Annotated in this window: 19 protein-coding genes, 2 tRNA genes and 3 pseudogenes; 13 read left to right on the top strand and 11 right to left on the bottom strand. The window is 67.1% G+C overall.

Annotation, left to right across the window (positions count from 1 at the left end; genetic code table 11):
* Positions 1 to 174: 174 nt before the first annotated feature.
* Positions 175 to 2439 carry a hypothetical protein gene (locus tag IPK20_00120; protein ID MBK8015237.1) on the bottom strand — a complete coding sequence of 755 codons (2265 nt, stop codon included), beginning with the start codon at positions 2437 to 2439 and terminating at the stop codon, positions 175 to 177.
* Between the two features lie 130 nt (positions 2440 to 2569).
* Between IPK20_00120 and IPK20_00115 the strand changes: the two genes are divergently transcribed.
* Positions 2570 to 3445, top strand: coding sequence for a tyrosine-type recombinase/integrase (locus tag IPK20_00115; protein MBK8015236.1), 876 nt, complete (start codon positions 2570 to 2572; stop codon positions 3443 to 3445).
* A 155-nt stretch (positions 3446 to 3600) separates the two neighbouring features.
* Here the strand turns inward: IPK20_00115 and IPK20_00110 are convergent, their stop codons facing one another.
* Positions 3601 to 4164 (bottom strand): hypothetical protein, encoded by a 564-nt coding sequence (locus tag IPK20_00110; protein MBK8015235.1) that lies wholly within the window; start codon positions 4162 to 4164, stop codon positions 3601 to 3603.
* Positions 4161 to 5453: a DNA modification methylase gene (locus IPK20_00105; protein MBK8015234.1), complete on the bottom strand. Its 1293-nt coding sequence runs from the start codon at positions 5451 to 5453 to the stop codon at positions 4161 to 4163. Before IPK20_00105 ends, IPK20_00110 begins: the two co-directional genes overlap by 4 nt.
* A 170-nt stretch (positions 5454 to 5623) precedes the next feature.
* Here IPK20_00105 and IPK20_00100 point away from each other — a divergent pair, with 170 nt between their 5' ends.
* From IPK20_00100 to IPK20_00060, 9 genes and pseudogenes are all read left to right on the top strand, one after another.
* Positions 5624 to 6316: a hypothetical protein gene (locus IPK20_00100; protein MBK8015233.1), complete on the top strand. Its 693-nt coding sequence runs from the start codon at positions 5624 to 5626 to the stop codon at positions 6314 to 6316.
* A 113-nt stretch (positions 6317 to 6429) separates the two neighbouring features.
* Entirely contained in the window at positions 6430 to 8460 is a 2031-nt protein-coding gene (locus IPK20_00095) for a bifunctional DNA primase/polymerase (protein ID MBK8015232.1), read from the top strand.
* Between the two features lie 110 nt (positions 8461 to 8570).
* A complete protein-coding gene (locus tag IPK20_00090) occupies positions 8571 to 9035 on the top strand; it encodes a septation protein SpoVG family protein (protein MBK8015231.1) in 465 nt (154 codons plus the stop codon).
* Positions 9036 to 9506: 471 nt separating this feature from the next.
* Positions 9507 to 9692, top strand: a complete 186-nt coding sequence (locus tag IPK20_00085) for a hypothetical protein (protein ID MBK8015230.1) — start codon at positions 9507 to 9509, stop codon at positions 9690 to 9692.
* On the top strand, positions 9689 to 9910 hold the full coding sequence (locus IPK20_00080) for a hypothetical protein (GenBank protein MBK8015229.1): 222 nt from the start codon (positions 9689 to 9691) through the stop codon (positions 9908 to 9910). Before IPK20_00085 ends, IPK20_00080 begins: the two co-directional genes overlap by 4 nt.
* Positions 9911 to 9927: 17 nt before the next feature.
* Positions 9928 to 10266 carry a DUF2924 domain-containing protein gene (locus IPK20_00075; GenBank protein MBK8015228.1) on the top strand — a complete coding sequence of 113 codons (339 nt, stop codon included), beginning with the start codon at positions 9928 to 9930 and terminating at the stop codon, positions 10264 to 10266.
* A gap of 2 nt (positions 10267 to 10268) precedes the next feature.
* Positions 10269 to 10460 carry a hypothetical protein gene (locus IPK20_00070; protein MBK8015227.1) on the top strand — a complete coding sequence of 64 codons (192 nt, stop codon included), beginning with the start codon at positions 10269 to 10271 and terminating at the stop codon, positions 10458 to 10460.
* Positions 10461 to 10475: 15 nt separating this feature from the next.
* A pseudogene (locus tag IPK20_00065) lies at positions 10476 to 11018 on the top strand (recombinase family protein).
* Between the two features lie 219 nt (positions 11019 to 11237).
* Positions 11238 to 12077 (top strand): recombinase zinc beta ribbon domain-containing protein, encoded by an 840-nt coding sequence (locus IPK20_00060; GenBank protein MBK8015226.1) that lies wholly within the window; start codon positions 11238 to 11240, stop codon positions 12075 to 12077.
* Here the strand turns inward: IPK20_00060 and IPK20_00055 are convergent.
* From IPK20_00055 to IPK20_00025, 7 genes are all read right to left on the bottom strand, one after another.
* Positions 12037 to 12112 (bottom strand) — tRNA-Glu (locus IPK20_00055). The two genes, IPK20_00060 and IPK20_00055, sit on opposite strands and share 41 nt — an antisense overlap.
* Positions 12113 to 12163: 51 nt before the next feature.
* A tRNA-Gln gene (locus IPK20_00050) sits at positions 12164 to 12237 on the bottom strand.
* A gap of 238 nt (positions 12238 to 12475) precedes the next feature.
* Positions 12476 to 14443 carry a phage holin family protein gene (locus IPK20_00045; protein MBK8015225.1) on the bottom strand — a complete coding sequence of 656 codons (1968 nt, stop codon included), beginning with the start codon at positions 14441 to 14443 and terminating at the stop codon, positions 12476 to 12478.
* A gap of 58 nt (positions 14444 to 14501) precedes the next feature.
* Positions 14502 to 15998, bottom strand: coding sequence for a glutamate--tRNA ligase (locus IPK20_00040; protein MBK8015224.1), 1497 nt, complete (start codon positions 15996 to 15998; stop codon positions 14502 to 14504).
* Positions 15999 to 16029: 31 nt separating this feature from the next.
* A complete protein-coding gene (locus IPK20_00035; protein MBK8015223.1) occupies positions 16030 to 17088 on the bottom strand; it encodes a hypothetical protein in 1059 nt (352 codons plus the stop codon).
* The gene (locus IPK20_00030) at positions 17072 to 17587 is read right to left on the bottom strand and encodes a tetratricopeptide repeat protein (protein MBK8015222.1); all 516 of its coding nucleotides are present in this window, start codon (positions 17585 to 17587) and stop codon (positions 17072 to 17074) included. The genes IPK20_00035 and IPK20_00030 overlap by 17 nt, the downstream gene beginning before the upstream one ends.
* A gap of 72 nt (positions 17588 to 17659) precedes the next feature.
* A complete protein-coding gene (locus IPK20_00025; GenBank protein ID MBK8015221.1) occupies positions 17660 to 18814 on the bottom strand; it encodes a tetratricopeptide repeat protein in 1155 nt (384 codons plus the stop codon).
* Positions 18815 to 19044: 230 nt separating this feature from the next.
* Between IPK20_00025 and IPK20_00020 the strand changes: the two genes are divergently transcribed.
* A complete protein-coding gene (locus IPK20_00020) occupies positions 19045 to 19860 on the top strand; it encodes a ribonuclease Z (protein MBK8015220.1) in 816 nt (271 codons plus the stop codon).
* Positions 19857 to 20702: an alpha/beta hydrolase gene (locus tag IPK20_00015; protein MBK8015219.1), complete on the top strand. Its 846-nt coding sequence runs from the start codon at positions 19857 to 19859 to the stop codon at positions 20700 to 20702. Before IPK20_00020 ends, IPK20_00015 begins: the two co-directional genes overlap by 4 nt.
* A gap of 78 nt (positions 20703 to 20780) precedes the next feature.
* Here IPK20_00015 and gmd read toward each other — a convergent pair.
* Positions 20781 to 21745: pseudogene (gene gmd, locus IPK20_00010) on the bottom strand (GDP-mannose 4,6-dehydratase).
* 136 nt (positions 21746 to 21881) lie between these two features.
* Here gmd and IPK20_00005 point away from each other — a divergent pair.
* Positions 21882 to 23291 (top strand): annotated as a pseudogene (locus IPK20_00005) (aromatic amino acid lyase).

The following is a 23291-nucleotide window of genomic DNA, read 5'->3' as shown; positions in this document are numbered from 1 at the left end:
CGGCTGGCAGATGCCGGACTGCGGGACGGGCAGGAGCCGCTATGCTCGTGTGTCGGCGCCTTGGGCCACGTGCAGGTACCGGGATGTCACCAGCACCGACGAGTGCCCGAGCCGGTCCCGCAGGCGGTGGAGCGCGTAGCCGATAAAGATGGCCGCCGCAATTGATCGCCGTTCTCAAACGAAGTCCACCGACACCCCGCACGACCGCCTAAACGCCCCGTACAGGTGGTCGAAAGCATGCGCGTACCGGTAATGGTCAAGGGCGCCGGTCTCCGTCCACCGGTACCGCAGCTCGCCGGTCGACAGGTCCCGGACCCGACTGGGAGCCTTCAGTTGTGCGTAGAACTCTCCGCCGTCGATGCAACCGGCATCGCGCGGCAGATGCCACCGCTGCTCGCGGATCTCCTCGTAGGCCGAGTTCAGGATGAACGTGCGGTCCACCGTCACGGTCCCCGTCCACTTCGGCCAGTCCGGCTTGCTGACGCCGTCGCTTAGGAGGTGGACCATGTAGACGTTGCCGTGGTGCCTCTGTTTGCGCCAGGCCTGGACCAGGTGGGGTTCTGGTTGCATCGAGATCACGCAGCCGAGCACGGCGTACTTGACCATCAGCGCGTCGAGATCCTCAAACGATTTCACGCGGCCGATGAACAGGGACTTGCGCGCGCGGTCAGAGCGGCCACCGTCGTTTAGGGAAGAAATCACCACGTAGAAGCTCGAGGCCCCGACGGACACACCCATTGAACTGCCGTGGTAGGTGTCAGGTACCTGATCGTAGTCCCGGACGCAGGCATCGAGCAGCTTGTCGGTGACCTTCAAGCGTTCGCGGTCGTTGCCACTCAGCAGCTGGCTGATTGCGGTATCAAACTCGTCGATGAACGGGAACGGCAGCATGGCGCACAGCAGGGCGTCGGGGCCGTGGTCATCCTTCTTAACGATGCGGCCTGACTCGTCGCGGTGGTATCGGAGCAATTGGCGCACGACTCTCTGAAGGTCGCCCTGATCGGCGATTCTGAACTTCCCGTGCTCGAAGTAGCGGGCGATGTTCTCAATCCCCTCGTCCTTGAACTTGTTGAACGGCACCGGGACCGTCTCGAACCCGGCGTTCCGGCAGTCGAGGTTGCCATACGCGTTCTCGGCGTCGGCGTAGACCACGAAGTCCCCGACCCGCGTTCGCAGGTCGCTCAGGTACTGGACGAGATCGCTGATCGGCCGGGAATCGAAGATCCTGGCCTCGGGAATCAGGATGTGGTCGCCGGCCCGCTCGGCCAGGATGGCGACGGCGAACCGGCCCCAGTCGATGCCCACCGCTCGCCGGACCGGGCCCGTCGGCCGCACAACCTCCACCACCGGAATGACCGCGGCCTGGACCTTCTCAGGGTTGTAGATCATGCCCGCGGCCTTGGGCCGCTTGCACTCGTGCTCCACTTCCCAGACTTCGGTGCCGCGATTGAGGAGCTTCGCTTTGATGACGTTGTCCCGCGACAGGTGCCCGCAGGTGGACCGGGCCCGGCCGTTGCACCCAGAGAAGTGCTCGCCGACCTGCTCGCCGTCGGCGTTGTAGTCGGGCACGGCGTCCGTCAGGGGGCACTCGCGCCGGCAGTAGGCAGTCGCTTGAGGATCATCCTTGGTCGCGTCCTCGAGACCCACCTGACAGCGGGCCATGCAGTCGTACACATCCCACCGGTAGCGCTTGAAGCCGCGCTCGACGGCCAGGTCCCATGCCTCCTGGAAGAACCCAAACGGGACGTGGAAGGTCGACAGCAGGACGATCGTGAAGTCGGGCTCGGACAGCACGCCCTGAACGGCGGCCTGCAGGATGCGGCCGATGCGCGGGTCCTCCTGGCAAGATTCGTCGGCCACGAACCCGGCGACGTGCTTGCCGCGGGCGGCCTTTTCACTCGCCGGCACGCAGGACAGGCTGACGCCGTTCTTAAGCTGGGTCAGCGACTGCAGCGGGTCCTTCTCAAGCACGGCCTCGGCCAGCCCCGGCACACAGTACCAGAACTGGGTGGTGTACTCGTACACACGCTTGGCCTGTTCGCCAGAACCCGCCATGTCGATGAACGACTTGTTGCGATACACGATCATCAACCAGATGAGGACCGCGGCGGCCAGCGACCCGCCCCCACCCCGCGGCTTCCACAAAATGGCTTGCTGCTCGCGCTCGAAGAACAGATCCGAAATGAACTCCAGCATCGGCGGGATGACGATGATCGGCAGCTTGCGGCCGTCCTTGTAGACGAACAGGTGGTTCTGGACGGTGTCGAGCAGGCGGGCGTCCTGCTCCTGGCGCGACAGACCGGCCTCGAGCAAGTCCGGCAGGCCGAAGTCGGTCGGATCGGCACCAAGCCCCACCTTGTCTAGCAGGCTGGTTGCCGTGGTCAGCACCTGGAGGTCGTTTCCCACGGTCTTCAGTTGGGGCGCTTCCCTGCCGGCCATCGCGAGCTCCTTATCGCCTTTGTATCGCCTATAACCTGTTGCCGGCACGTCAGATATGCCTTGCCACTGTTTCTCCCAAGAGCCCTGATGGATGGGCCAGCCACCACCCCAGCATCAGGAGGAACCAGACGTGAACATCGCTCAGGCCGTAGATGATTACCTTCGCCACCTTCAGGCCGAGGGCCGCAGCCCGCACACGGTCAGCGCATACCGACGGGACCTTGCCGCGTTTGAGAGCTTTGCGGACGGCACGAGCATTGCCGACCTCGGCAGCGTGACGCCCGCCGACCTGGTCGCGTTCATGGCGAGCCCTACGGTGCACCAGGATCGCGCTGGACGCACGCGCGCGCCGGCCAGCATCAACCGGTACCGCGTGACCGTCAAAGCGCTGTACGCGTTCGCAGAGGCCCGCTGGCTGGTCGAGCGCAACCCGACGGCCATCTTGCGTTGCCAGCGGCATCGGGGGCTGCCGCCGGTCGTGCTCGACGCTGGCGAGATCGCGCGACTGGTGGCCGCTGAGTTCGCCGGGGGTGCCGGACGGCGGGACCACGCACTGATCTGCTTCATGCTTCTCACTGGCTGCCGGCTGGCCGAGACCGCGGCGCTGAACGTCGGCGACATTGACCTCGACGCACGCGTCGCCATCTTGCGCAAGACCAAGGGCGGCGATCCCGACCGGGTGATGCTCAGCCCTACCCTCGCCGGGATAGTCGCCGGGCACATTGGCGGCGCTCGTCCCGGCGCGCCCCTGTTCGCCACCGGTGGCCGCCGGCTCTCGACACGCCAGGTCCAGCGCATCGTCACCCGGCGAGTCCAGGAGGCCGGCATTACCAAGCCGATCACCGCCCACTCGCTCAGGCACTCGTTTGCCACGAGGCTGTACAACGCGACCGGTGACATCCGGCTCGTCCAGCAGGCGCTGCGGCACACCCATGTCTCGACGACCGAGGTCTACGCCCAGGTCGATCCCCAGCGTTGGCGCGCGAGCGTCGCCGCGATCGCGTAAGTCGTTGTGCGGCATATATCTCCCAGTATGCGACCTTGGGTGGGGAAAATCCGCGCCCAAAGCGCCAATTTGGGACGATGGGACGCCCCCTAACCGATTGTGACGTATCGTCTTGTTTCTTTGCATGATGCCTCAAGGTGGGGGAAATTCCCCAGTTAGGAACCCGCTCCCACCACGTACCGGAACGGCGCCTGGTTGACCCGCTGGGCAAACTCGTCGGCGAACTGCTTGGCCATCCGCTTGTCCATCCGGCCGCCGTCGATGAGCGCCTTGATCACGTCGGCAACCACCAATTCGAGCACCTGCACGTTGGCCTGCATCAGGGCCCGAACCTCCCTGACCTCGGTGGGTTCGCCGCGCACCAGCCGCTCGCCCCGGATGCCGGCGTCCAGCATGGCGGCCGCCTCGCTGGCCTTGGACGGTTCCAGGTTCCGCAGCGCCTGCACCGCCTTGGACTGCATCAGCTGAAATTCCTTCAGGTGCCGGCTGTTCATTTCCGAGATGGTCTCGGCCACCGCCGCACTGACCCGGCGCTCGGTCTCCTGCTGGATGATGTCCCGCTCGATGTCCCACTGTTCCGCGCGCCGCCACTCACCGATCGTCTCCGGCCGCTGGACGCCGACCTGGGCGGCGATCTGCTCATCGGTCAGGTTGCCAACGATCCACAGCGCCTTGGCCCGCAGGCGCGTGTCAGGGCCGTATCCGTGGCGGCCCCTCACGCCTTTTCCTCCTGGCCGATCCTGATGGCCGTCTGCCCCGTGTACTGTTCCCACCGCTTGACGATCACGTCGCAGAACCCGGGCATGCGCTCCACGGCGAAACACCGGCGGCCCAGACGCTCGGCCGCGATCACCTGGCTGCCGCTGCCGGCGAACGTCTCGAGGCAGATGTCTCCGGGCCGCGTGTGTTTGAGCATCGGCAGTTCGAACAGGCGGACCGGCTTCTGGGTGGGATGATTGCCGTCGGTGCAGCGGGCCTTGCCCTCCCAATCGACCTCCCAGCAGTTCGAGTGCTCGTCCGGCACCGGCAGTGCCTCGGGCTTGTTGCCTTGCTGCCAGCCCATCAGGCAGGGTTCGGTGCGATAGTTCCACATGGCGAAGCCGAGCACGAACGCCGGCTTCACCCACGTGATCGTCTGGTGGTAGCGGATGCCCACAATCTCCCAGGCGCGCAGGAAGCTGCTCGCGGTGGCCGAAGCGTGCCAGCAGTACCAGGCGGCGTCCTTGGCCACCCGGGTCTTGGCGTTCAGGAAGATGCGCTCCAGGAAGCCCTCGAACGCAGCCGGGGAGTCGTAGTGGTCCCAGTACTCGTCGCCCCAGTTGCGGTTCTGGCTGCCGGGCTCACGGCCCTCGGACTTGTCCCGCTGGTTCTGCGGGTGACTTGTCCCGTCATACCCCACGCCGTAGGGCGGGTCCGTCGCATATAGCTTGGCCTGCTGTCCGTCCATCAGACGGTCGAGCACCGCGGGATCGCCGCTGTCGCCGCAGATGAGCCGGTGGCCGCCGAGGATCCACAGGTCACCCGGCTGGGTGATCGGCTCGGCCGGCGCCTCGGGCACGTCGTCTGGATCGGTCAGCCCGTCGGTCGGCGTAAGCGCCGCCAGCAGTTTCTTGGTCTGGTCGGCCAGGTCGTCGAAGCGCAGCAAGTCGCTGAGCTCAGGCATGGCGGCATTGATTTCGGCCAGCAGCAGGTGGATGTCCGCGGTGAACTCGCCGGCGATCGCGGGGTTATTGAGCGCCACGTTGAGCGCCTTCTCCTCCATCTCGTCCAGGTCCACGACCACGACCTGGGTCTCGGTCGCGCCCATCTGCTGGAGGACCTTCAGGCGCTGGTGGCCGCCGACGACGCGGCCGGTACGGCGGTTCCAGACCACCGGCTCGACCAGGCCGAAGCGTTCGACGGAGCCGCGAAGGCCGGCCAGGGCGTCCTGGCTGATGGCGCGGGGGTTGTAAGGGGCCGGGATGAGTTCGGAGATGGGCTTGCGCTCGATCTGCAGGTCGGGGGACATGGTCGGACTCCTTGGGAACGGGCCGGGGTCGGGCTCCCAAGGCGAATTTGAGGCTGGTCTGATAGGGCAATTGAAGGCAGGTTTGTGACGGACTGATTATCGCATAGAATGACTTCCCGTCGCAAGCACGGACTCGACTCGGATGCCACCTACTCGACCGGGAGTAGACGATGAAGACTGACTTCGAATTCACTCCTCGGCAACGCGTGACGGTAGCGAAATTGGCTGGAGCCGCCACAGCAGTGCCGGATATCGAGGACCTGGTCAGGCGATTTCGCGTGCAATCCAGCAAGCACATGACTGTCCGCGACGTGAGGGATCGTGTGCAGGAGGTGCGCAAGGCAAGCAAGAAGTTGAGCGCGGCCCTGCGGGCACTCGAAAGAGCCGGCGGGCATTCTGCCGATTGGATTCTGGAACCGCTCGACCAATGCGAGCATTACGCTTCGGGCTTGTACGAATATCAGTTCAAACGTGGACTCCCGGCAGGCAGGCCGCCGGAATCAGCTAAGACCGACCTTGTCCGAGCACTCGCATCGTACTGGAAATATGTCCTCCAACGGGACGTAGGCACCGGACGGGGGCCGTTCTCGAGGTTCGTGCAGAAGCTCTTGGACTACTCGGGTGTTCCCGGTGCGTCCATCGAAAACCCGGAGGAGGTAGTCCGACAGGCACTGACGACCAGTATCGGTGCGTACATGTGCGAAGCCGGCTACCCGTTTGCCCACCGCCACGAAAGGGACAAACTCACACCGACACAACGACACGCCGAAGAGTTCTTCTCTACCTTTCTCCTAACCCCCGGCGCGCCGGCCTGGCGGCAGCGACCGTCAACGACTAAGAAAAGGCAAATCTCCAAGAAATAGTGAGATTTGCCCCCCAGACGAGCCGCAGAGCCCTCTCTACGATACGGAGGCTTGCACCGGAACCAGCGCGTCAGCCTGGTTTCGGAACTTGAATCCGATCGCAGGAGGCGCGCGTGGCGACCCCTTCTTTGCCAGCCAAACACTCGTTGGAACCTCGCCACCCCGGCGGCATCGTCGCTCCGATTCACGAGCAGATTCGAGCCGAAGCCCGTCGGCTTCTCGAACTCGGATATACGCCGCTGCCGGCAGATCCAATCGGCAAGAAGCCACTTTGCACATGGAAGCAATTCCAGAGCACGCCGCCGAAGCACGATGAACTGGATCATCTGTTCGATCAGCATCCGAGCGCCACTGGGCTTGGCATCGTGACAACCGGCATGGTGGTGCTGGATCTGGACGCCATGCCCGACGGATCGCCGAATCCGTTCCCCGCCGATCCCGACCAGCGCATGGCGCTCGCATACGTTCCCTCGGTCGAGACGCCCCGCGGCGGACTTCACCTCTACTTCAAGGCACCTGCCGGCGTCACGATCCTGAACTCCGCGAGCAAGATTGCGGACCACGTCGACATTCGCGCCGCGGGCGGCTTTCTCATGGTGCCGCCAACGGTGCGTGGCGATCGCTCGTATGAATGGCGCGGCGGCTTCGTGCTTGATGTACCGCCGGACCATCTGCCTGGGGTTCCGCAGTTCATCCTCGATCTCCTGACGGCGACGGCTCCTGCTGAGCGCAACGGCCCCGTGCCGCTGGAGGGCCCAATTGTCGAGGGCGAGCGGAACGATACGCTGTTCAGGCTCGCCTCGAGGTGGCGAGGACAGGGGCTCGACCAGGGGCAGATTCTGGCCCTCCTTCGCCATGAGAACGCCGCTCGGTGCAGGCCGCCGCTGGAAGACACCGAACTGGAGACCATCGCTGAGAGCGCAGGCAAGTATGCACCCAACGAACCGCGCGAACTGCCGCGGGCAGAGTTCTATCCCGAGGAGTGCCCCGCGTACTTGCCTGGTGACCCCGGCCCCATTGTGCAGGAATCGTCGGCCTTCAGACCGCGATTCATTTCGATGACCGATCTTGCAAACCGGCCGCCGCAATCGTGGCTGTTCACCGACCTGATTCCCGATTTCGGTGTCGGCTTCCTCATCGGGAAACCCGGGGAAGGCAAGTCATTCGCGTTACACGAGCTCATCCAAAGCGTCTCTCGTCAGGTGCCCGCATTCGGCGATGAAAAGCTTATGCCCACGAGAGCGGGATGGTGTCTCGCGCTCCTTCCCGAAGCCAGTGCGAGCTGGGCAAGCCGAATTCGCGCGTACTGTGACTTCCATGGAGTCGAATATTGCGACGACTTCGTGTGCTGTCTTGAGCAGAACGACCTCGCCGACGCTGCCGCCTGGGTGCTGCTCCATGCGGCGATCTTGGAACTGTGTCGCCAACGGGGGCGCCCTCCTGTCCTTCTGATTGTCGACACGCTTTCCGCGAGCATTCCCGGGCATGACGAGAACTCGCAGTCCGAAATGACGTTGCTGACCGCGCATCTGCGGGCGCTCGCTGACATGGGCACCTGCGTCATTGTCGCTCACCACACTGCCAAGTACTCCGACAGCTACCGGGGCAGCTCGGTTCTCCTCGGGGCTTGCGACTGGATGGTCTCCATCGTCCAGTCGGGTCATGTGCGCGAGTTTCGGGCCGTGAAGCTCCGCGATGCCGAGCGAATCGCCAGCAAGACCTTTGAAATCAAGGCTCACGGCGAAAGTGCGGTGTGCGTCGGGCTGAATGTCTCGGGGCCTTGGGAGCAGTTTGCTGCTGTTGCCCGTGCTCATCCCGGGCTTCACCAGGCGCTGCTGCATCACGGGTTTCAAGTTGCCGGCGAGCAGCGCACCCCGCCGACCGAGGACGACATCTGCGGTGCGGGCGTCAGCCTGAACACGATTCAATCTACCTGGAACAGCCTCGACGCCATCTCCCCCACCAACGCCGAGGACCCGGCCGCATACAAGTCCGTCCACGGCGTACGAGCGACCGCCTTGCTTGCGCTCGCTGACACGCTTTGCCGCGCCGGGGTGCTCGAAGTGACGATGGGAGAGCTGTCTCGCAAGTCCAGGAAGCTGTCGGTCGTCGTGCGGCAGGTCTGCGGTGACGACGATGATTAGGCTCAGATTCCGAGCTTCGGAACATATACCCTTGCGGGGCTCGGAATGCCCCGCTGGGTGGGTCATTTTGAACCTATTCCGAGCCAACCCACTGAACGCAACTATCTGTCTTGCAAGTGATTGCCAGCTTTTCGCGCGGCATTCCGAGCTTCATCACAGCGAATTCCGAGCCGCTCAACGAGCAGGTCAGATTCCGAGCCGCCTCAGCCCCACCGCGGCCGGGTCTAGAGACTGTTCTCAGCATGGAGGTCAAGGCGATGCCTGACACCAATCCCAGCGTCTCGATCACTGATATCAAGGTTCGCTTGGTCGACGACGGCACTGATGGCCTGGTCGCTTGGGCCTCTTGCGTGATCTCGGGCGCCATCCGACTGGACAACATCGCCATCCGGCGGAGCGCGCGCGACGGCGCGCTGTTCCTGACCTACCCGACCAAGCGTACCGATGCCGGGGACAAGTACCCGTACTTCAACCCCATCTCGAGTGCGGCGGCACGTGCGGTCGAGGACGCTGTGCTGGCGCGATTGGCGGCGCTGGCCAGAACTGCTGCCAATGCCGGGGAGCGGAACCTGTGAAGCGCTCCGACGGCAAAAGCGACGATCTGGCCCAGATCGCAGCGATCCTGGCCACGGGCTACCTGAAGCTTCGTGCTGAATCTGCTAAGCCGCCATCCAGAGCCAAGTTACGGCTGCCAGAATCTGTCTTATCCCCTTGCTATGACCAGCGACCGGAGGCATAGATGTCATGTCGTAACGCCGCAACTCATTGCCGCAAAAGGAGATGACATGACAGCACAGCCCGCCAGCCGAATATCGGATGCAGCGCGCGCACGTGTTCGCGAGCAGGTTGCTTCGGGCTCCGATGACACGAACCCCGCGTACGTGTTCTCGACCGCGCACACCGCCCTGCTGCTGGCCATGGAGTCCGGCACCATCGACTCCGCCAACCTGGCGCGCGCCGAACTAGCGAACCGCGGCCTCGACGCCAACGGCGTCTGGTGCGGCTTCGACCGCGCGCGAGAGATCCACTTGGGTGTCGCCGACAACCTGGCGCCGGACACTGCAGCCGAGCAGGCCATCGCTGAGATCGCACGCCGGATTCTCCACCTCGACACCCTCGAGACCCGCAACAGCGACGCACTCGACTTCCACGAGCTGGCCGTCTGGTCAATCCGCGAAGCGCTCGTCGCTGCCTACAACGCCGGACGCACGGCCGGAGGGAGTCAGCTGTGAACCTCTACTCGCAGATGATCAGGGAGACCATGGCCCGCAACGGCCGGGTGGGAGCCGCCGATCCCCGCCACGTCGAGGGCTGGATGCGAATCGAACATGGCTGCCTCGATGGCCTCTCCCGCTCTCAGTTCGACGTCGAGGTCAGGATCGCACTCGAGTGCATCGCCGCTGCGCCACTGGCCGACAGCGAAGCGCTCGCCACGAGTTACGGGCTCTAGAACCAGGAGGAACGACCATGGCGACAAAGAAGACGACCAGCAAGAAGTCGCAGACCAGCAAGTCGAAGAAGCCGGCTGCCAAGCCGCTTCAGAAGCCCGCCGCCGAGCGTGCGGTCCAGGCCAAGCCCACTGCCCGCCCCCGCGACCCGAACGCTCCCGCGGTCGGCACGACGCTCAAGCGCAGCTTCAAGGGCCAGGACCATACCATCAAGGTCACCGCGGCCGGCTACCAGTTCGACGGCCAGACCTTCGGCAGCCTGACGGCGGTCGCCCGACACATCACGGGCTACGCGATCTCGGGCCCTGTCTTCTTCAAGCTCGTCGAGCCCAAGGCCGCGGCGAAGGCGGAGGCGTGACGATGAGCGCCCAGTTCTTCGAGTCCCGGATGGGAAGGCAGTACTACGAGGTCACGTTGCCCGAACTGGTCCGCCAGCTTCACCGGCTGAACGACCTGCTGGCGCTGGGCGTCGAGCAGATGGAGCAGAACGCCGAGACGAAGGGCGACGGCGGCAACCCCGATGGCGCACTGCAACCGAGCAGTCGAGACTAGGCGGATGTCATCCAGATGAGCAGCGGCACTCGAAAATTGGATTCACCGATGGACCGCAGGAGCGGCCCCGGCATGTCTCCAGTGGCGCGAACCGACATGCCGATCGTGGCCTGGTACATCCGCAAGAGCACGTGCAGCGAAAAGATACAGCAGTTCACCCTTAGTGCTCAGGTTGGCGCTCTCCAATTGCTGTGCGACAAGAAGTTCGGTGACGAATGGACCAAGTACCGAATCTATGAGGACTCCGCTACCGGCACGAACATGAATCGTCCTGGGCTGCAGCAGATGCTCGCAGACGCACGATCTGGCTGCTTCACTCACTTGGCCTTCTTGGCGATTGACCGGCTCACGAGGAACGGCGGGGAACTGCGACTCCTGATTGATGAACTCAAGCGATTGGGCATCAAATACCTGAGCGATAGGGAAAACGTCGAAGACGAAGGTCCTTCCGGAAAACTGGTCTTTGCAATCCACGGAGCAGTCGGAGAGTACGAACACGACATCATCATCGACAGAATTAAAAAAGGTATGTTCAAGAAGGCTGAATTGGGTCAGTGGCCAGGCGGCTGCATCCCCATCGGCTACAGTTTCGACTCAAAGGCCGGACTGCAGATTGACGAGAACGATGCTCCGATAGTTAGGAAGGTCTTCGAACTCTATATCGAAGGCAAAGAGGGATCGAGCGCCATCGCCCAACGGCTGAACAGGGAGGGCTTCCGCACACGCCGCGGTCGCAAGTTCAGCCGCAAGAGCGTGCTCCAAATCCTCAGGAATCCGATGTATGTCGGCCGCTTCCGTTGGCAGAAGCAGGAGTTCGCGAGCCCGCACCCGCCGATCATTGCTGAAAGTACATTCGCAGCCGCCAAGCAAATCCTCGACTCCCGGTCTGAGGAGCCAACCGGCAAGCGGTGGCATCACCAGGACGAGAGGCTGCTCACCGGCCTGATCCGCTGCGGCCGCTGCCGGTCCGGCATGGTTGGCGTCAGCGGCAACAAGAAGGGCCAGAAGCACTCCTACTACGCCTGCACCAAGCGGCTCGAGTCCAAGGAGTGCGACCAGGACTACGTTCGGACCGATTTGATCGAGCCGCTGATCTTGGATGAAATCCAGAAGGTCTTCCGGGACGAGGCGCTGCTGGAGGAAGTCTGGCAGTCTGCTCAGGCCCAGCTGGCAGCGAGCGCGCCCCAGCTCGAAGCGGAGATCAAGCAGATGGACCGGCAGCGGGCGAAGGCCCAGGGAGCCCTGGACCGATACTTCGCCGCCTTCGAGGCTGGCACCATGGCACCGGCGGACTGCAGTCTACGGGTCGCGGAACTGACCGCCCAGATGAAGCAGTTCGACGAGCAGCTTGCCAGCCTGCGTGAGCAGCGGGCCGCCCTGGACCTACCGGCCATCCGGGCTGACTTCCTGAACGAAATACTGACCAATCTGAGCGGCGTGGTCGGCGCTATTCCAGCCCCACAAAAGAAGCACCTTCTCCGCCTGTTGGTGGAGAAGGTGCTCGTGCGCGACCGGTGTACTTTCGAGGTCTGGTACCGCCTACCCCAGTTCCCTGAGGTTCGTACACTGGGCGAACTGGTAGCCCCTACGGGACTCGAACCCGTGTTACCGCCGTGAGAGGGCGGCGTCCTAGGCCACTAGACGAAGGGGCCACTAAATTCGGCGACCCGGAATATATTCCGGCCCGAAATCATTGGCAAGTGTGGTTGCCCGGGGAGGACTCGAACCCCCATCGACTGATCCAGAGTCAGCTGTCCTGCCATTGGACGACCGGGCAATCGACGCGCCAATATACGGTCCGCCTTCCGCGAAGGCAAGAAGGGGATGATACGCCGCAATCCGTATCCTGGTTCCCGGTCGGCCACGCGCGCGGCCCCCGAACTTGCGCCGGCGCAAGCGGATAAGGAACCCCGCCGCTCAGCGCCGCCCCCGCCCCGCGGCCCCGCCGCCCGGCCCGGCCTGGCGGTACCGCTCCAGCTCGCGGCTGACCAGCCGGTGCAGGGCCTCGGGCGATGTCAGGTCCTCCCCTGCCGACGTGCCACGCGGTGGGCAGCACCACGAAGGGCTCGGTCTGGCGCCCGCCCAGCCCGCCGTGCGAGCCTGGCCTGGTCCTCCATGACCACAATGCGCCCGCCGCCGCCGCGCCAGTCGGGCAGCCAGGCGCCGTTGACCACCAGGTCGCCCGTGTCGGGGTAGCCGACCAGGCGCGCCAGCTCGCCGGCCCATAGCTCGCGCCGCGCGTACGGAGCCAGCGGGTCGCGGCTGCCCGAGCGCTGGCCGGTCAGCAGGTTGCGGATGCCGTCGTCGCAGATGGCCATCGCGTCGCCGAAGCGGCGGCGCGCCGCCACGAAGCCGATGCCCGGGTGGCGGGCCAGGCTCTCGACCAGGCCCGGGTACAGTGCAATCACGTCCTCCAGGAACTGCGGGTCGCGGTTGCCGGTGAAGTAGATGTGCGCCAACGAGCCCGACACGCAGACCACCACGGGCGCGCCGCCCGCGCCGCCCGCCTCGTCCGCTTCGCCGGGCCGAGCGTGGGCCAGGCGCGACAGCGCGCTTCGGCTGCGCCGCGCCAGCCAGCCCAGCTGCCGCTCGTCGACTTCCTCCAGCCCCGCCAGCAACGACAGCGTGTAGCTCGTGTCCGGACTGAACGCGCGCCGCACGACGGGACCGTCCGCGGCATCGCCGGCCAGCAGGCCTGCCAGCATCTCCTCCAGCGTCTGCCCGTAGAGCAGCCGGAACGGCACGCTGGGCGTCTGCCCGTGGTCCGACAGCAGCATGATGTCGTAGCGGATGGGCGCGCGGCGTCGCGCGCGCCGGCCCAGGATGCGCAGCTTGCGGTCGAAGGCCGACAGCGTCAGCTGCGCCTCGACCGTGTCGGGGCCCGAGTGGTGCGCCACCTCGTCATAGCCGACGAAGTTCGAGTAGATCACCGGCACCCCGCGCACCATGTCCTGCTTCAGCCAGAAGAACGACACCTCGCGCAGGAACGCGTTGGCCACCGCGCGCTGGGCCGCGCGCCGCGGTGTGTAGCGCAGCCGCGGCCGCACGCGGTCGAAGCGACCCGCCATCGCGAAGGCGAAGCCGGCCAGGAAGTCCCAGGCGGCCGCCAGCACGGCCTTGGTCAGGTCCGTGGGGCTCAGGAAGAAGAGGTTGAAGTCGGCGTTCTCCCCCAGGCGGCGCGGCGCCGAGCGCTCACCCAGCGCGCTGACCGCCATCAGCCGCTTGGCCGCCCCGCCGGACATGAACGTGTTGATGCAGCTGCCGCCCTCCAGCAGCGGCCGGTTGCCGACGGCCACCATGCGCTCCAGGCGCCGCAGGTCGTCCGGCTGGCTGACCACGCGCAAGCGCTGCTCGCGGCGGTCGTACCAACGGTAGCCCGGCACGTTGTCGCGGTCGCCGTAGAAGAAGCCGGCCTGCACCGCCGGCGTATTCGAGGGGATGCCGCAGTGCCACACGTTCAGCCTGTGCGTGCCGCGGGCCAGCATCGCCGAGACCGCCGGCATGCGGCCGCGCGCCAGGGCGCGGCGCAGGCTGGCGCGCGACAGGCCGTCCACCTGCAGGATCAGCAGCCCGCGCGCGGGCGGGCGCTCGCTACGCGGTCCGAAGCGGCGGCCGATTCGGTACAGCAGCGACTGGTAGAACGGGTAGGCCTCATCCACGCCCAGCCAGCCGGTCAGCGCGGCCGAGACGGCGGTGATGATGAACGAGCCCAGCAGCGCCTGGTCGAAGCCGTCGATCACCAGCGTCCACGAGCCCAGCGAACTGGTCCACAGGATCAGGCCGTTGAAGAACAGCGTGGGCAGGCCCAGGGTCAGGCTGTTCAGGGGCAGGGTCAGCAGCAGCAGCAGCGGCCGCATCACCAGCAGCAGGAGCGACAACCAGAGCGGGAGCACCAGAACGCCCAGCCACCAGTGCGGATGCGAGCGATCCAGGGAGAAGCCGGGCAGCGCCAGCGCGGCCAGCAGCAGGGCCACCAGCGTCACGGCCCAGACCAGCAGGTAGCGCCCGAGGATGCCGGCTTCTTTCTTCGCGGCCCGCCTCCTAGCCCGTTGCCGCCCGCCGCAACCGCGCCAGCACGCGCGGCGCGCCCACCAGCTCCATCACCTCGAAGATGCCCGCGCTGCGCGACTGCCCGGTCAGCGCCACCCGGCAGGGGTGGATCAGGTCGCCGGCCGGCACGCCCAGCTTGTCGGCCGTGGCGCGCACCACCTGCTCGAACGCGGCGGCCGCGTGCGCCTGACCGGCCGGCAGCGCCGCCTCCAGCTCCGTGGCCAGGGCCGCCAGCCGCTCGCGGGCCGCGGCCGGGGCCACGTGCTCGTCCCAGTCGGCCTGCTCGCGCGGGTAGTCCTCGCCGTAGAAGAAGCCCACGCGCTCGGGCAGGGTCACCAGGCTGCTGAACCGGTTGCCGAGGGTGGCCAGCACGCGCGCCAGGTACGCGTCCGCGCTGTCAGCACCCGCCACCAGCCAGGCCGCGTCCCAGGCCCAGCCGCGCCCGGCGATGATCGGCCGCGCCAGCGACAGCCGCTGCTCCGGCGACAGCCGCTTGATGTGCTCGCCGTTGATGTGCGCCAGCTTGTCGTAGTCGAAAGCCGCCGGCGCGCTGTTGATTTTCTTGAGGCTGAACTTTTTGACCAGCGCCGCGGTCTCCAGCACCTCGTCGCCGCCGGCGCCGATCGACCAGCCCAGCAGCGCCAGGTAGTTGACCATGGCCGCGGGCAGGATGCCCATCGTCGAAAACTCCTCGACGCTGGTGGCGCCGTGGCGCTTGCTCAGGCGCTTGCGGTCCGGGCCCAGGATCATCGGCAGGTGCCCGAACTTCGGCGGCGTCCAACCGAAGGCGTCGTAGATCAGGATCTGGAACGGCGTGTTGCTCACGTGGTCGTCGCCGCGCAGCACGTGCGTGATGCCCATCAGCTGGTCGTCCACCACGCAGGCGAACTGGTAGGTGGGGAAGCCGTCGGCCTTGACGATCACGCGGTCCACCAGCACCGCGTTCTGGAACTCGCGCTTGCCCACCACCAGGTCGTACCAGAAGGTGACGCCCTCGGCCGGCGTGTGCAGGCGCCAGGCGTGCGGCGTGCCCGCGGCGGCCAGCGTCGCGGACGCGTCCGCCGACAACGCGCGGCACTTGCCGTCGTAGCCCTCCCACTGCCCGCCCGCCTCGGTGACGGCCTTCTCGCGCGCCTCCAGGTCGGCGCCCGTGCAGAAGCAGCGGTAGGCCCTGCCCTGGTCGGCCAGCTGCCGCAGGTGGTCGCGGTAGGTGTCCAGCCGCTCGGACTGCAGGTACGGGCCGCAGGGGCCGCCCTTGCCGGGCCCCTCGTCCCACTCGAGGCCCAGCCACTCCATGCCCCGCAGGATGGCCGCGTAGGAGGCCTCGGTGCTGCGCTCCTGGTCGGTGTCCTCGATGCGCAGGATGAAGGTGCCGCCCTGGCTGCGGGCGTACAGCCAGTTGAACAGGGCGGTGCGGGCCCCACCCACGTGCAGGTGGCCGGTGGGGCTGGGGGCGAAGCGGACACGCGGCGCGGCAGGCGCATTCATGGCGTCGTGGTTCCTTGTCGTTCGGTGGTGCCTACGGCTGGCGGTGCGGGTTGGCGTTGAAGACCAGGCCGCCGGCCGGCTCGCCGCCCACCAGCGGATCCAGGAAGTCGGCCAGCCCCGCCAGGTCCTGACCGTACACGGTGCGCGCGGCCTGGTCGAGGGGGATTCCGGCTGCAGCCTGCCCCAGGAAGTCCCGCAGGGCGTGCATGCCGCCCTCGTACTCCACCAGCTGCCACGTCATCAGGAAGGCGTTGTAGCAGGCCTTGCGGAACAGCTCGCGGTCGCGCCCCTGGTCCGGGTCCAGCGGCGCCGCCAGGACGGCGTCGATCTCGGCCGGCCCCATCAGGACCGGTCCCTTCGCGCGGAATTCGGCCATGTAGTCGGCCAGGTGGATGCCGTCCTCACCCAGGTACTCGACCAGCCCCTGGTGCAGCCATAGCGGCAGCGGCTGGGGCAGGTTCTGCCGGAGGATCCAGTCGATGGCCAGCATGAAGGCGCCGTGGCCGTCCAGGTTGCGGGCCAGCAGGACGGCAAACGGCTCGATCACCGCGCGGTTGCCGTCCAGCTGATAGAGCCGCCACACGCCCTGTCCCGTCAACTCCAGGTAGTGCGCCGACGAGTTCGGGTTCTCGATGTGCAGCGTGTCGCGCGCGGCGAAGCCCACCAGATTCCACATCCGCGCGCGCGCCCACTCCAGCAACTCGACGCACGGCAGCATGTCGCAGTCGGCATAGCCGGGGTGGTGATGCAGGACCCAGGGCCCGCAGCGCTTGGTATCCGGCTCGATGACCAGCCCCTCACGCGGCAGCGGCTGGCGCGCCTGGCACAGCGAGCCCGGGCCGACCGGCTGGCCGTCCGGCCCGGTCTCGGGCGTCCAGCCGCCCCAGTGGTACTCGTGCAGGTGGTCGGGAAAGCCCACCCTCCCGATCAGCGGCTCCGAGGCGCGCGGGTACGGCCCCTCAAACGTCAGCGGCGGCAACTGGCTGGCGTGCAGCTGGGCCGCGGCCGGCAGCGCGCCGGCCAGCCCGGCGGCAAGCCCTAGAACCAGCACGACGGCGGCCGGCACGCCCGGGCTACTTCTTCTGGCCACGTTCGAAGTCCTTCGCTTTCTGGTACCAGGCGACCGCTTCCTTCTTGTTGCCCAGCTTGTCCAGGGTCATGCCGATGTTGTTCATCACCGCTGCGGACTTCTCGAGATCGAGCGCCGTCTCGAAACCCTCGAGCGCCTGGTCGTACTTGCCCAGATAGAAGTACGACAGCCCCTGGTTGTTGTGGGCCCGGTATGTGGGCCCTTCCAGACTGATCAGGCCATCGAACGCGACCACGGCCTCGTCGTACTTCTTCAGGTCCATGTAGGCCAGGGCCAGGTTGTACTGCGCCTTGACGTACTTTGGGTCGAGGGCCAGCGCCTGCAGGTAGGCCTCGACGGCCTTCTCCGCATTGCCGGCTTTCTGCGCCGCGCTGGCCAGCAGGAACGCGGTCTTGGCGTCCGGCTGCAGGAGCAGGGCCTGCTCGAACGGCTCGACGGCCTCGGCGTGGCGGCCGCTGGCCTGCAGGCACTGCGCCAGCGCCATCCAGGCCTGCGGCATCTCGGGGCGCTCGCGCGTGACCGTGCGCAGCGGCGGGATCGCCGCCAGCCACTTCGCCGCCGCGCATCAGGCTCACCGCATAGTTGTAGACCACCTCGGGCTTGGTGTCGGGGGTGACACCGGCGCGCAGCCATTCGGCGGCCTGGTCATCGTTGCCCAGCCGGATGTGGAGGTTGCCGATGGCCACGCGCAGATCCTCGGCTTCTCGATCTCCCAGGCCCGACTGTAGGCGTCCAGCGCCTCCTGCAGGCGGTTCTCCTTCTCATGGACCTTGCCTGTGGCGATCCACGTTCCGGTCCACCCCGGGTGATCGGTCTGCGCCTGCACCGCGGCCGCGGTGGCCTCGTCGGCGCGCCCCAGCTTCAGGAAGACGTCGACCAGGCGTGGCAGCACGTCCGGACGCTCGGGCGTCAGCCGGTAGGCTTCCTGGTAGAGCGCCACGGCTTCGGCGTCCAGACCCGACTGCTCCAGCAGCTTGCCGTCGTCCACCAGCAGCCCCACACGGTGGTTCACCACCGCGGAGGCTTCGCGCCAGCCGTCCTCGGCCTCGGGCTGCTCCTTCTCCTTCAAGCCGTCCAGGAAGGCGCGCGCAGCCGGCGTCTGCTCGGCCAGCAGGTCGCGCACCGCCTGCTCGTCCGCCGCTTCGGTCTCCAGTTCGAACAGCGACTGCACGACGCGAAAGGTCTCGCCGACCGGCGGCTGAAGCTCCGCCAATCCCTCGCGGTAGGTGCGACGCGCATCGTCGGCCTGGCCGGCCTTGCGCTGGGCGCTGCCGATCAGCCGCCAGTAGTCGAGTCCGCCGAACTGGTCGAACCTCCGGTACTCGCCAAGTTCGGCCACGGCCATGTCGTGCATGTCCAGGCGCGAGAATACCAGGCCCAGGTTGCGGTGGTAGTCGCCGTTCGTCCGTTCGCACTGGACCGCGCGGATGAAGGCGTCGCGGGCCGCCGGATAGTCCTCCTTGCCTGCCAGCAGTACGCCCAGGTCGTTCCACGAGCGCCCGTCGGCAGGGTTCTTCACCAGCTTGGCGTTCAGCAGCGCGATCTTCTCTTCGGCCGACACCTGCTGGTCGTCGTAGTGGAACGACCGGGTGCCGTCGGCCAGGGTGTCGATACGGGCCGGGGCCTGCGCCGAGGCGGGCGGCGCGGCAACGCCCCACGCCGCCAGCAGGCTCAACGCGGCCAGCCGGCCAGCAATCGCGAGCGGAGGTCGCCGACGCAGGGTCATGGGATTCCTCTGGGCCGCGTCCGCGGCCGGTCCGGATCCACAAACGGGGATCCGCGGTCCAAGAGTCCGTTTCCGGGGGTCCGCCGCATGATAAGGACCCTCCCGGGGGCTGTCCAGCTTCGGGCTCCTCTTACACCGGGCCGGGCCGGAGATTCCCGCCGCCGCCCGGGCCGCGGCCGCCGCGCGATCGGCGGCTTGACGCACCGCCGGTTTGCTGTTGCATTGGCGCCATGATCCGCATCCGCATCCTGGGTGCCGGCGGCGCCGTGCCCACCCCCACGCACACGCCGGCGGCCTACTGGGTGACGGTCGACGGGACCAGCCTGCTCATGGACCCGGGCCCCGGCGCGCTGGTGCGCCTGGTGCGCTGCGGCGACGCGCCCGGCGGCGTCGACGCCATCGAGACCGTCCTGCTGTCGCACCTGCACCCGGACCACAGCGGCGACCTGGTGGCTCTCCTGTTCGCCCTGCACTCGCCGCTGCCGGCCAGCGAAGCGCCCTTGCGCCTGTTCGGCCCGCCCGGGCTGGCCCGCCTGCTGGATCAGCTGCGGGGCATCTACGGATCATGGCTCCACCCGCGCAAGCGCCGGCTCGACGTGACCGAGGTGCGGCCGGGCGACGTCCTGCCCTTGGGCGAAGGCGGTGCCAGCGCCGCGCCGTTCGCCGTCTCGCACGCCCAAGACCGGCTGTCGGAGGTGGCCCTGGGCTGGCGGTTCCGCGATGCGGCGGGCCGCTCGCTGGTCTACTCCGGCGACACGGGCGACTGCCCAGGCTTGCGCGAAGCGGCACTTGGCTGCGACCTGTTGGTCCTGGAATGCTCGACCACCGACGAGTGGGACGTGCCCGGACACCTGAACCCGACGCAAGCGGGTGCCGTGTGCGCCGCGGCCTCGCCCGGCCGTGTCGTCCTGACGCACCAGTACCCCAATGCGGCGGCGCTGGACCTGTCGGCGCTGGTCGGACGGCAGTTCGCCGGGCCGGTGGAACAGGCCCGTGACGGCGATGTATACACGGTTTCGGCCACGCCGCGAAAGGAACCCGCATGAACCCGCGTACCGCGCGCCGGCTGCCTCTGCTGGTAGCCGCCGTCATCGCCCTGTTCCTGGCCGGTCTGCTGGACGCTGCCCCGGGTGCCGCCCAATCGGCGAACAACCCGCCGCCGCCCCTGGCACCCAGGGGGCGACTGCCGCAGCTGAAGACCGGGACCGACCCCCGCTTCGAGATGGTGCTCATCCACGGCCTGGGCGGGGCAGCCAGCGAATGGGACGGTCTGGTCCCCTACCTCATGGGCACCTTCAAGGTCGGCAACTTCGAATTGGCGGGACATGGCAAGACGCAACCGGTGATGGACCCGACCGTGGAGTCGGAGGCCGAACGCCTGGGCCAGTTCCTGCGGACCAGCGGCCTGACGTACCCGACGCTGGTCGGTCATGGCATGGGCGGCATGATCGCCCTGCAGTACACGCTGGACCACCCGAACGAAGTCCACCGCCTGATCCTCGTCGACACGGCGCCGCGCCAACTGGCCGCAGCGGAGCAGAAGCTGGACGTGGGACGACAGCTGGTCGAGGACTACGACGGCTTCGTCGGAAGGCACTATGCGCTGATGAGCCCGGACGACGAGATCGCGGAGCACATCCTGGACATGGCCCTGCGCACGCACGCGCCGACGTTCGTGTCCCTGCTGATGTCGAGCTTCGACTTCGACCTGACCCCGCGGTTGTCGACGCTGTCGGCGCCCCTGCTGGTGATCGGCAGCGAGTTGATGTTTCCCGACCCGGAGCAGACGCAGCCGAGGCTATCCACCTACGGCTTCGACCAGGCGCGCTCGCTGAGCTTCAAGCGGTTCGGGAAGACCGGGCACTACATCATGCTCGACAGCCGGTGATGCTGGCCAGCGTCCTGATGGCCTTCGGCGTCACGGCCGGGTACCAGTTCGAGCCGTAGCGCGCGCCGGCCGGTTCGGTCAGGCGCCCAGCAGCGCCAGGTCGGCGTCGACCATCATGCGCACCAGTTCGGGGAAACTGACGGTCGGCTCCCAGCCCAGGACCCGCCTTTGCCTTCGCGGCGTCGCCGCGCAGGTGGTCCACCTCGGCCGGGCGCAGGAAGCGCTCGTCCTGCCGCACGTACTGCTCCCAGTCCAGGCCGGCGTGCGCGAACGCGATCTCGACGAATTCCCGCACCGAATGGTTCTCGCCCGTGGCGACGACGAAATCGTCGGGCTCTTCCTGCTGCATCATCTGCCACATGGCACGCACGTAGTCGCCGGCGTAGCCCCAGTCGCGCTGCGCGTCGAGGTTGCCCAGCAGCAGCTCCGGTGGCGCGGCCGGCCCGGATGGCGGCTACGCCGTGCGAGATCTTGCGCGTGACGAACTCGAGGCCGCGGCGCGGACTCTCGTGGTTGAAGAGGATGCCCGAGACGGCGAACAGGCCGTAGCTCTCGCGGTAGTTGACGGTGATGTGGTGGCCGTAGGTCTTGGGCCACGGCGTACGGACTGCGGGGGTGGAAGGGCGTCAGCTCGGTCTGCGGCACCTCGCGCACCTTGCCGAACATCTCGCTGCTGCTGGCCTGGTAGAAGCGTGCCTTCGGGGCGACCTGCCGCAGGGGCTTCCAGCAGCCGCGAGACGCCCAGCCCGGTGAACTGGCCGGTCAGGTCGGCTGGGCCCAGCCAGGGGCACGAAGGACTGGGCCGCCAGGTTGTAGATCTCGTCCGGGGCGGCCGCCTCCATGGCCTTGGTCAGCGAGGCCTGGTCCAGCAGGTCGGCCTGCAGGAACGAGATGCGGTCCTTGATATGGTCGATGCGTTGGGAGGTCTCCGTGCTGGAGCGGCGGACCATCCCCCAGACCTCGTAGCCCTGCGCCAGCAGTAGTTCCGCCAGATACGACCCGTCCTGTCCGGTGATCCCGGTGATCAGCGCTCTCTTGGCCATGGTTTCTCCAGCTCCGCGGGCCTAGGGGGACCATTCGACTCCCCATCTTACACCGCCGGTAGCGGCTGGACAAGTTCGCCGGACGGCTCCACCTTGGAGGGGACAAACCGACCCGTTCCCACCCGGAGGGACTCCCATGTCGATCGTGCTGGACGGCCGCCACCTGACTATCGAGATCCTCTCACGCATCGCCCGCGACGGCGAAGCCGTCGAACTGGCGCCCGAGGCGCCCGAGCCGCATCAAGGCCTGCCGCGCGCTGGTCGAGCGCAAGATCGAGGCGCGCGAGGTCATGTACGGCATCAATACCGGCATCGGCGAGTTCAGCGAGATCATTCTCGACGACGACCAGGTGCGCGACTTCCAGCGCTACCTGATCTACAACCACGCCGCCGGCATCGGCGAGCCCGCGCCGGCCGAGTACGTGCGCGGCGCCATGGCCGGCCGCATCAACGTGCATGCGCACGGCCGCTCCGGCTGCCGTCCCGGGAGATCACGCTCTGCCTGCTGGAGATGCTCAACCGCGGCGTCACGCCGTACGTCTGCCAGAAGGGCTCGGTCGGTGCTTGCGGCGACCTGGCGCCGATGTCGCAGATCGCGCTGCTGCTGATGGGCGAGGGCCAGGCCTGGTACCAGGGCGAGCCGCTGCCCGGCGCCGAGGCGCTGAAGCGCGCCGGCATCGCCGTGCCTGGCCTGAGGCGCGCGATGGCCTGGCGACCATCAACGGTTCGAACCTGCTGACGGCGATGAGCGCGCTGCATATCCACGACATGGAGCGCTGGCTGAAGCAGGCCGAGATCGCTGCGGCGATGTCGCTGGAGGCGCTGCTGGCCAACCTCAAGCCCTACCAGGCGCCGCTGCACGTGGTGCGCGGGTTCCGCGGCGCCATTCGCAGCGCAGCGGCCATCCGCCGCTGCATCGAGGGCAGCGACCTGGCCACCGGCAAGGTGAAGACGCGCGTGCAGGACGCCTACTCGATGCGCTCGACGCCGCAGGTGATCGGCGCCGCGCACGACGCGGTCGCGTTCGCCCGCGCCCAGGTCGAGACGCGACAACCCCATCTTCTTCCCGGAGACCGGCGTCACGCAGACCGGCGCCAATTTCCAGGGGTCGCCCGTGTCGCTGCCGATGGAGATGGCCGGCCAGGCCATCACCATGGTCAGCGTGCTGTCCGAACGGCGCCTCAACCGGCTGCTCAATCCGGCGCTCAGCGCCGGCCTACCGCCTTCCTGACCAAGGGTGCCGGCATGTTCAGCGGCATGATGCTCAGCCAGTACACGGCCGACAGCCTCATCGTCGAACAGCGCATGCTCTGCACGCCGGCCTCGGTGGCCTCGATCCCGGCCGCCGCTGACCAGGAGGATTTCGTCTCGATGGGTATGAACACGGCGCTGAAGAACGCGCAGATCGTCGAGAACGCCTGCGGCGTGCTCGGCATCGAGATGATGGCCGCCGCCCAGGCGTGGACCTGCGCGACTTCGCCCCCGGCCGCGGCACCGCCGCAGCGAAGGCCTGCGTGCGGGAACTGTGGAGTTCCTGGACGTGGAC

Source organism: Betaproteobacteria bacterium (genome assembly GCA_016713305.1).
Classification (GTDB): domain Bacteria; phylum Pseudomonadota; class Gammaproteobacteria; order Burkholderiales.
The sequence above is the reverse complement of the archived record's forward strand: the minus strand, read 5'-3'. Positions and strand labels throughout refer to the sequence as shown.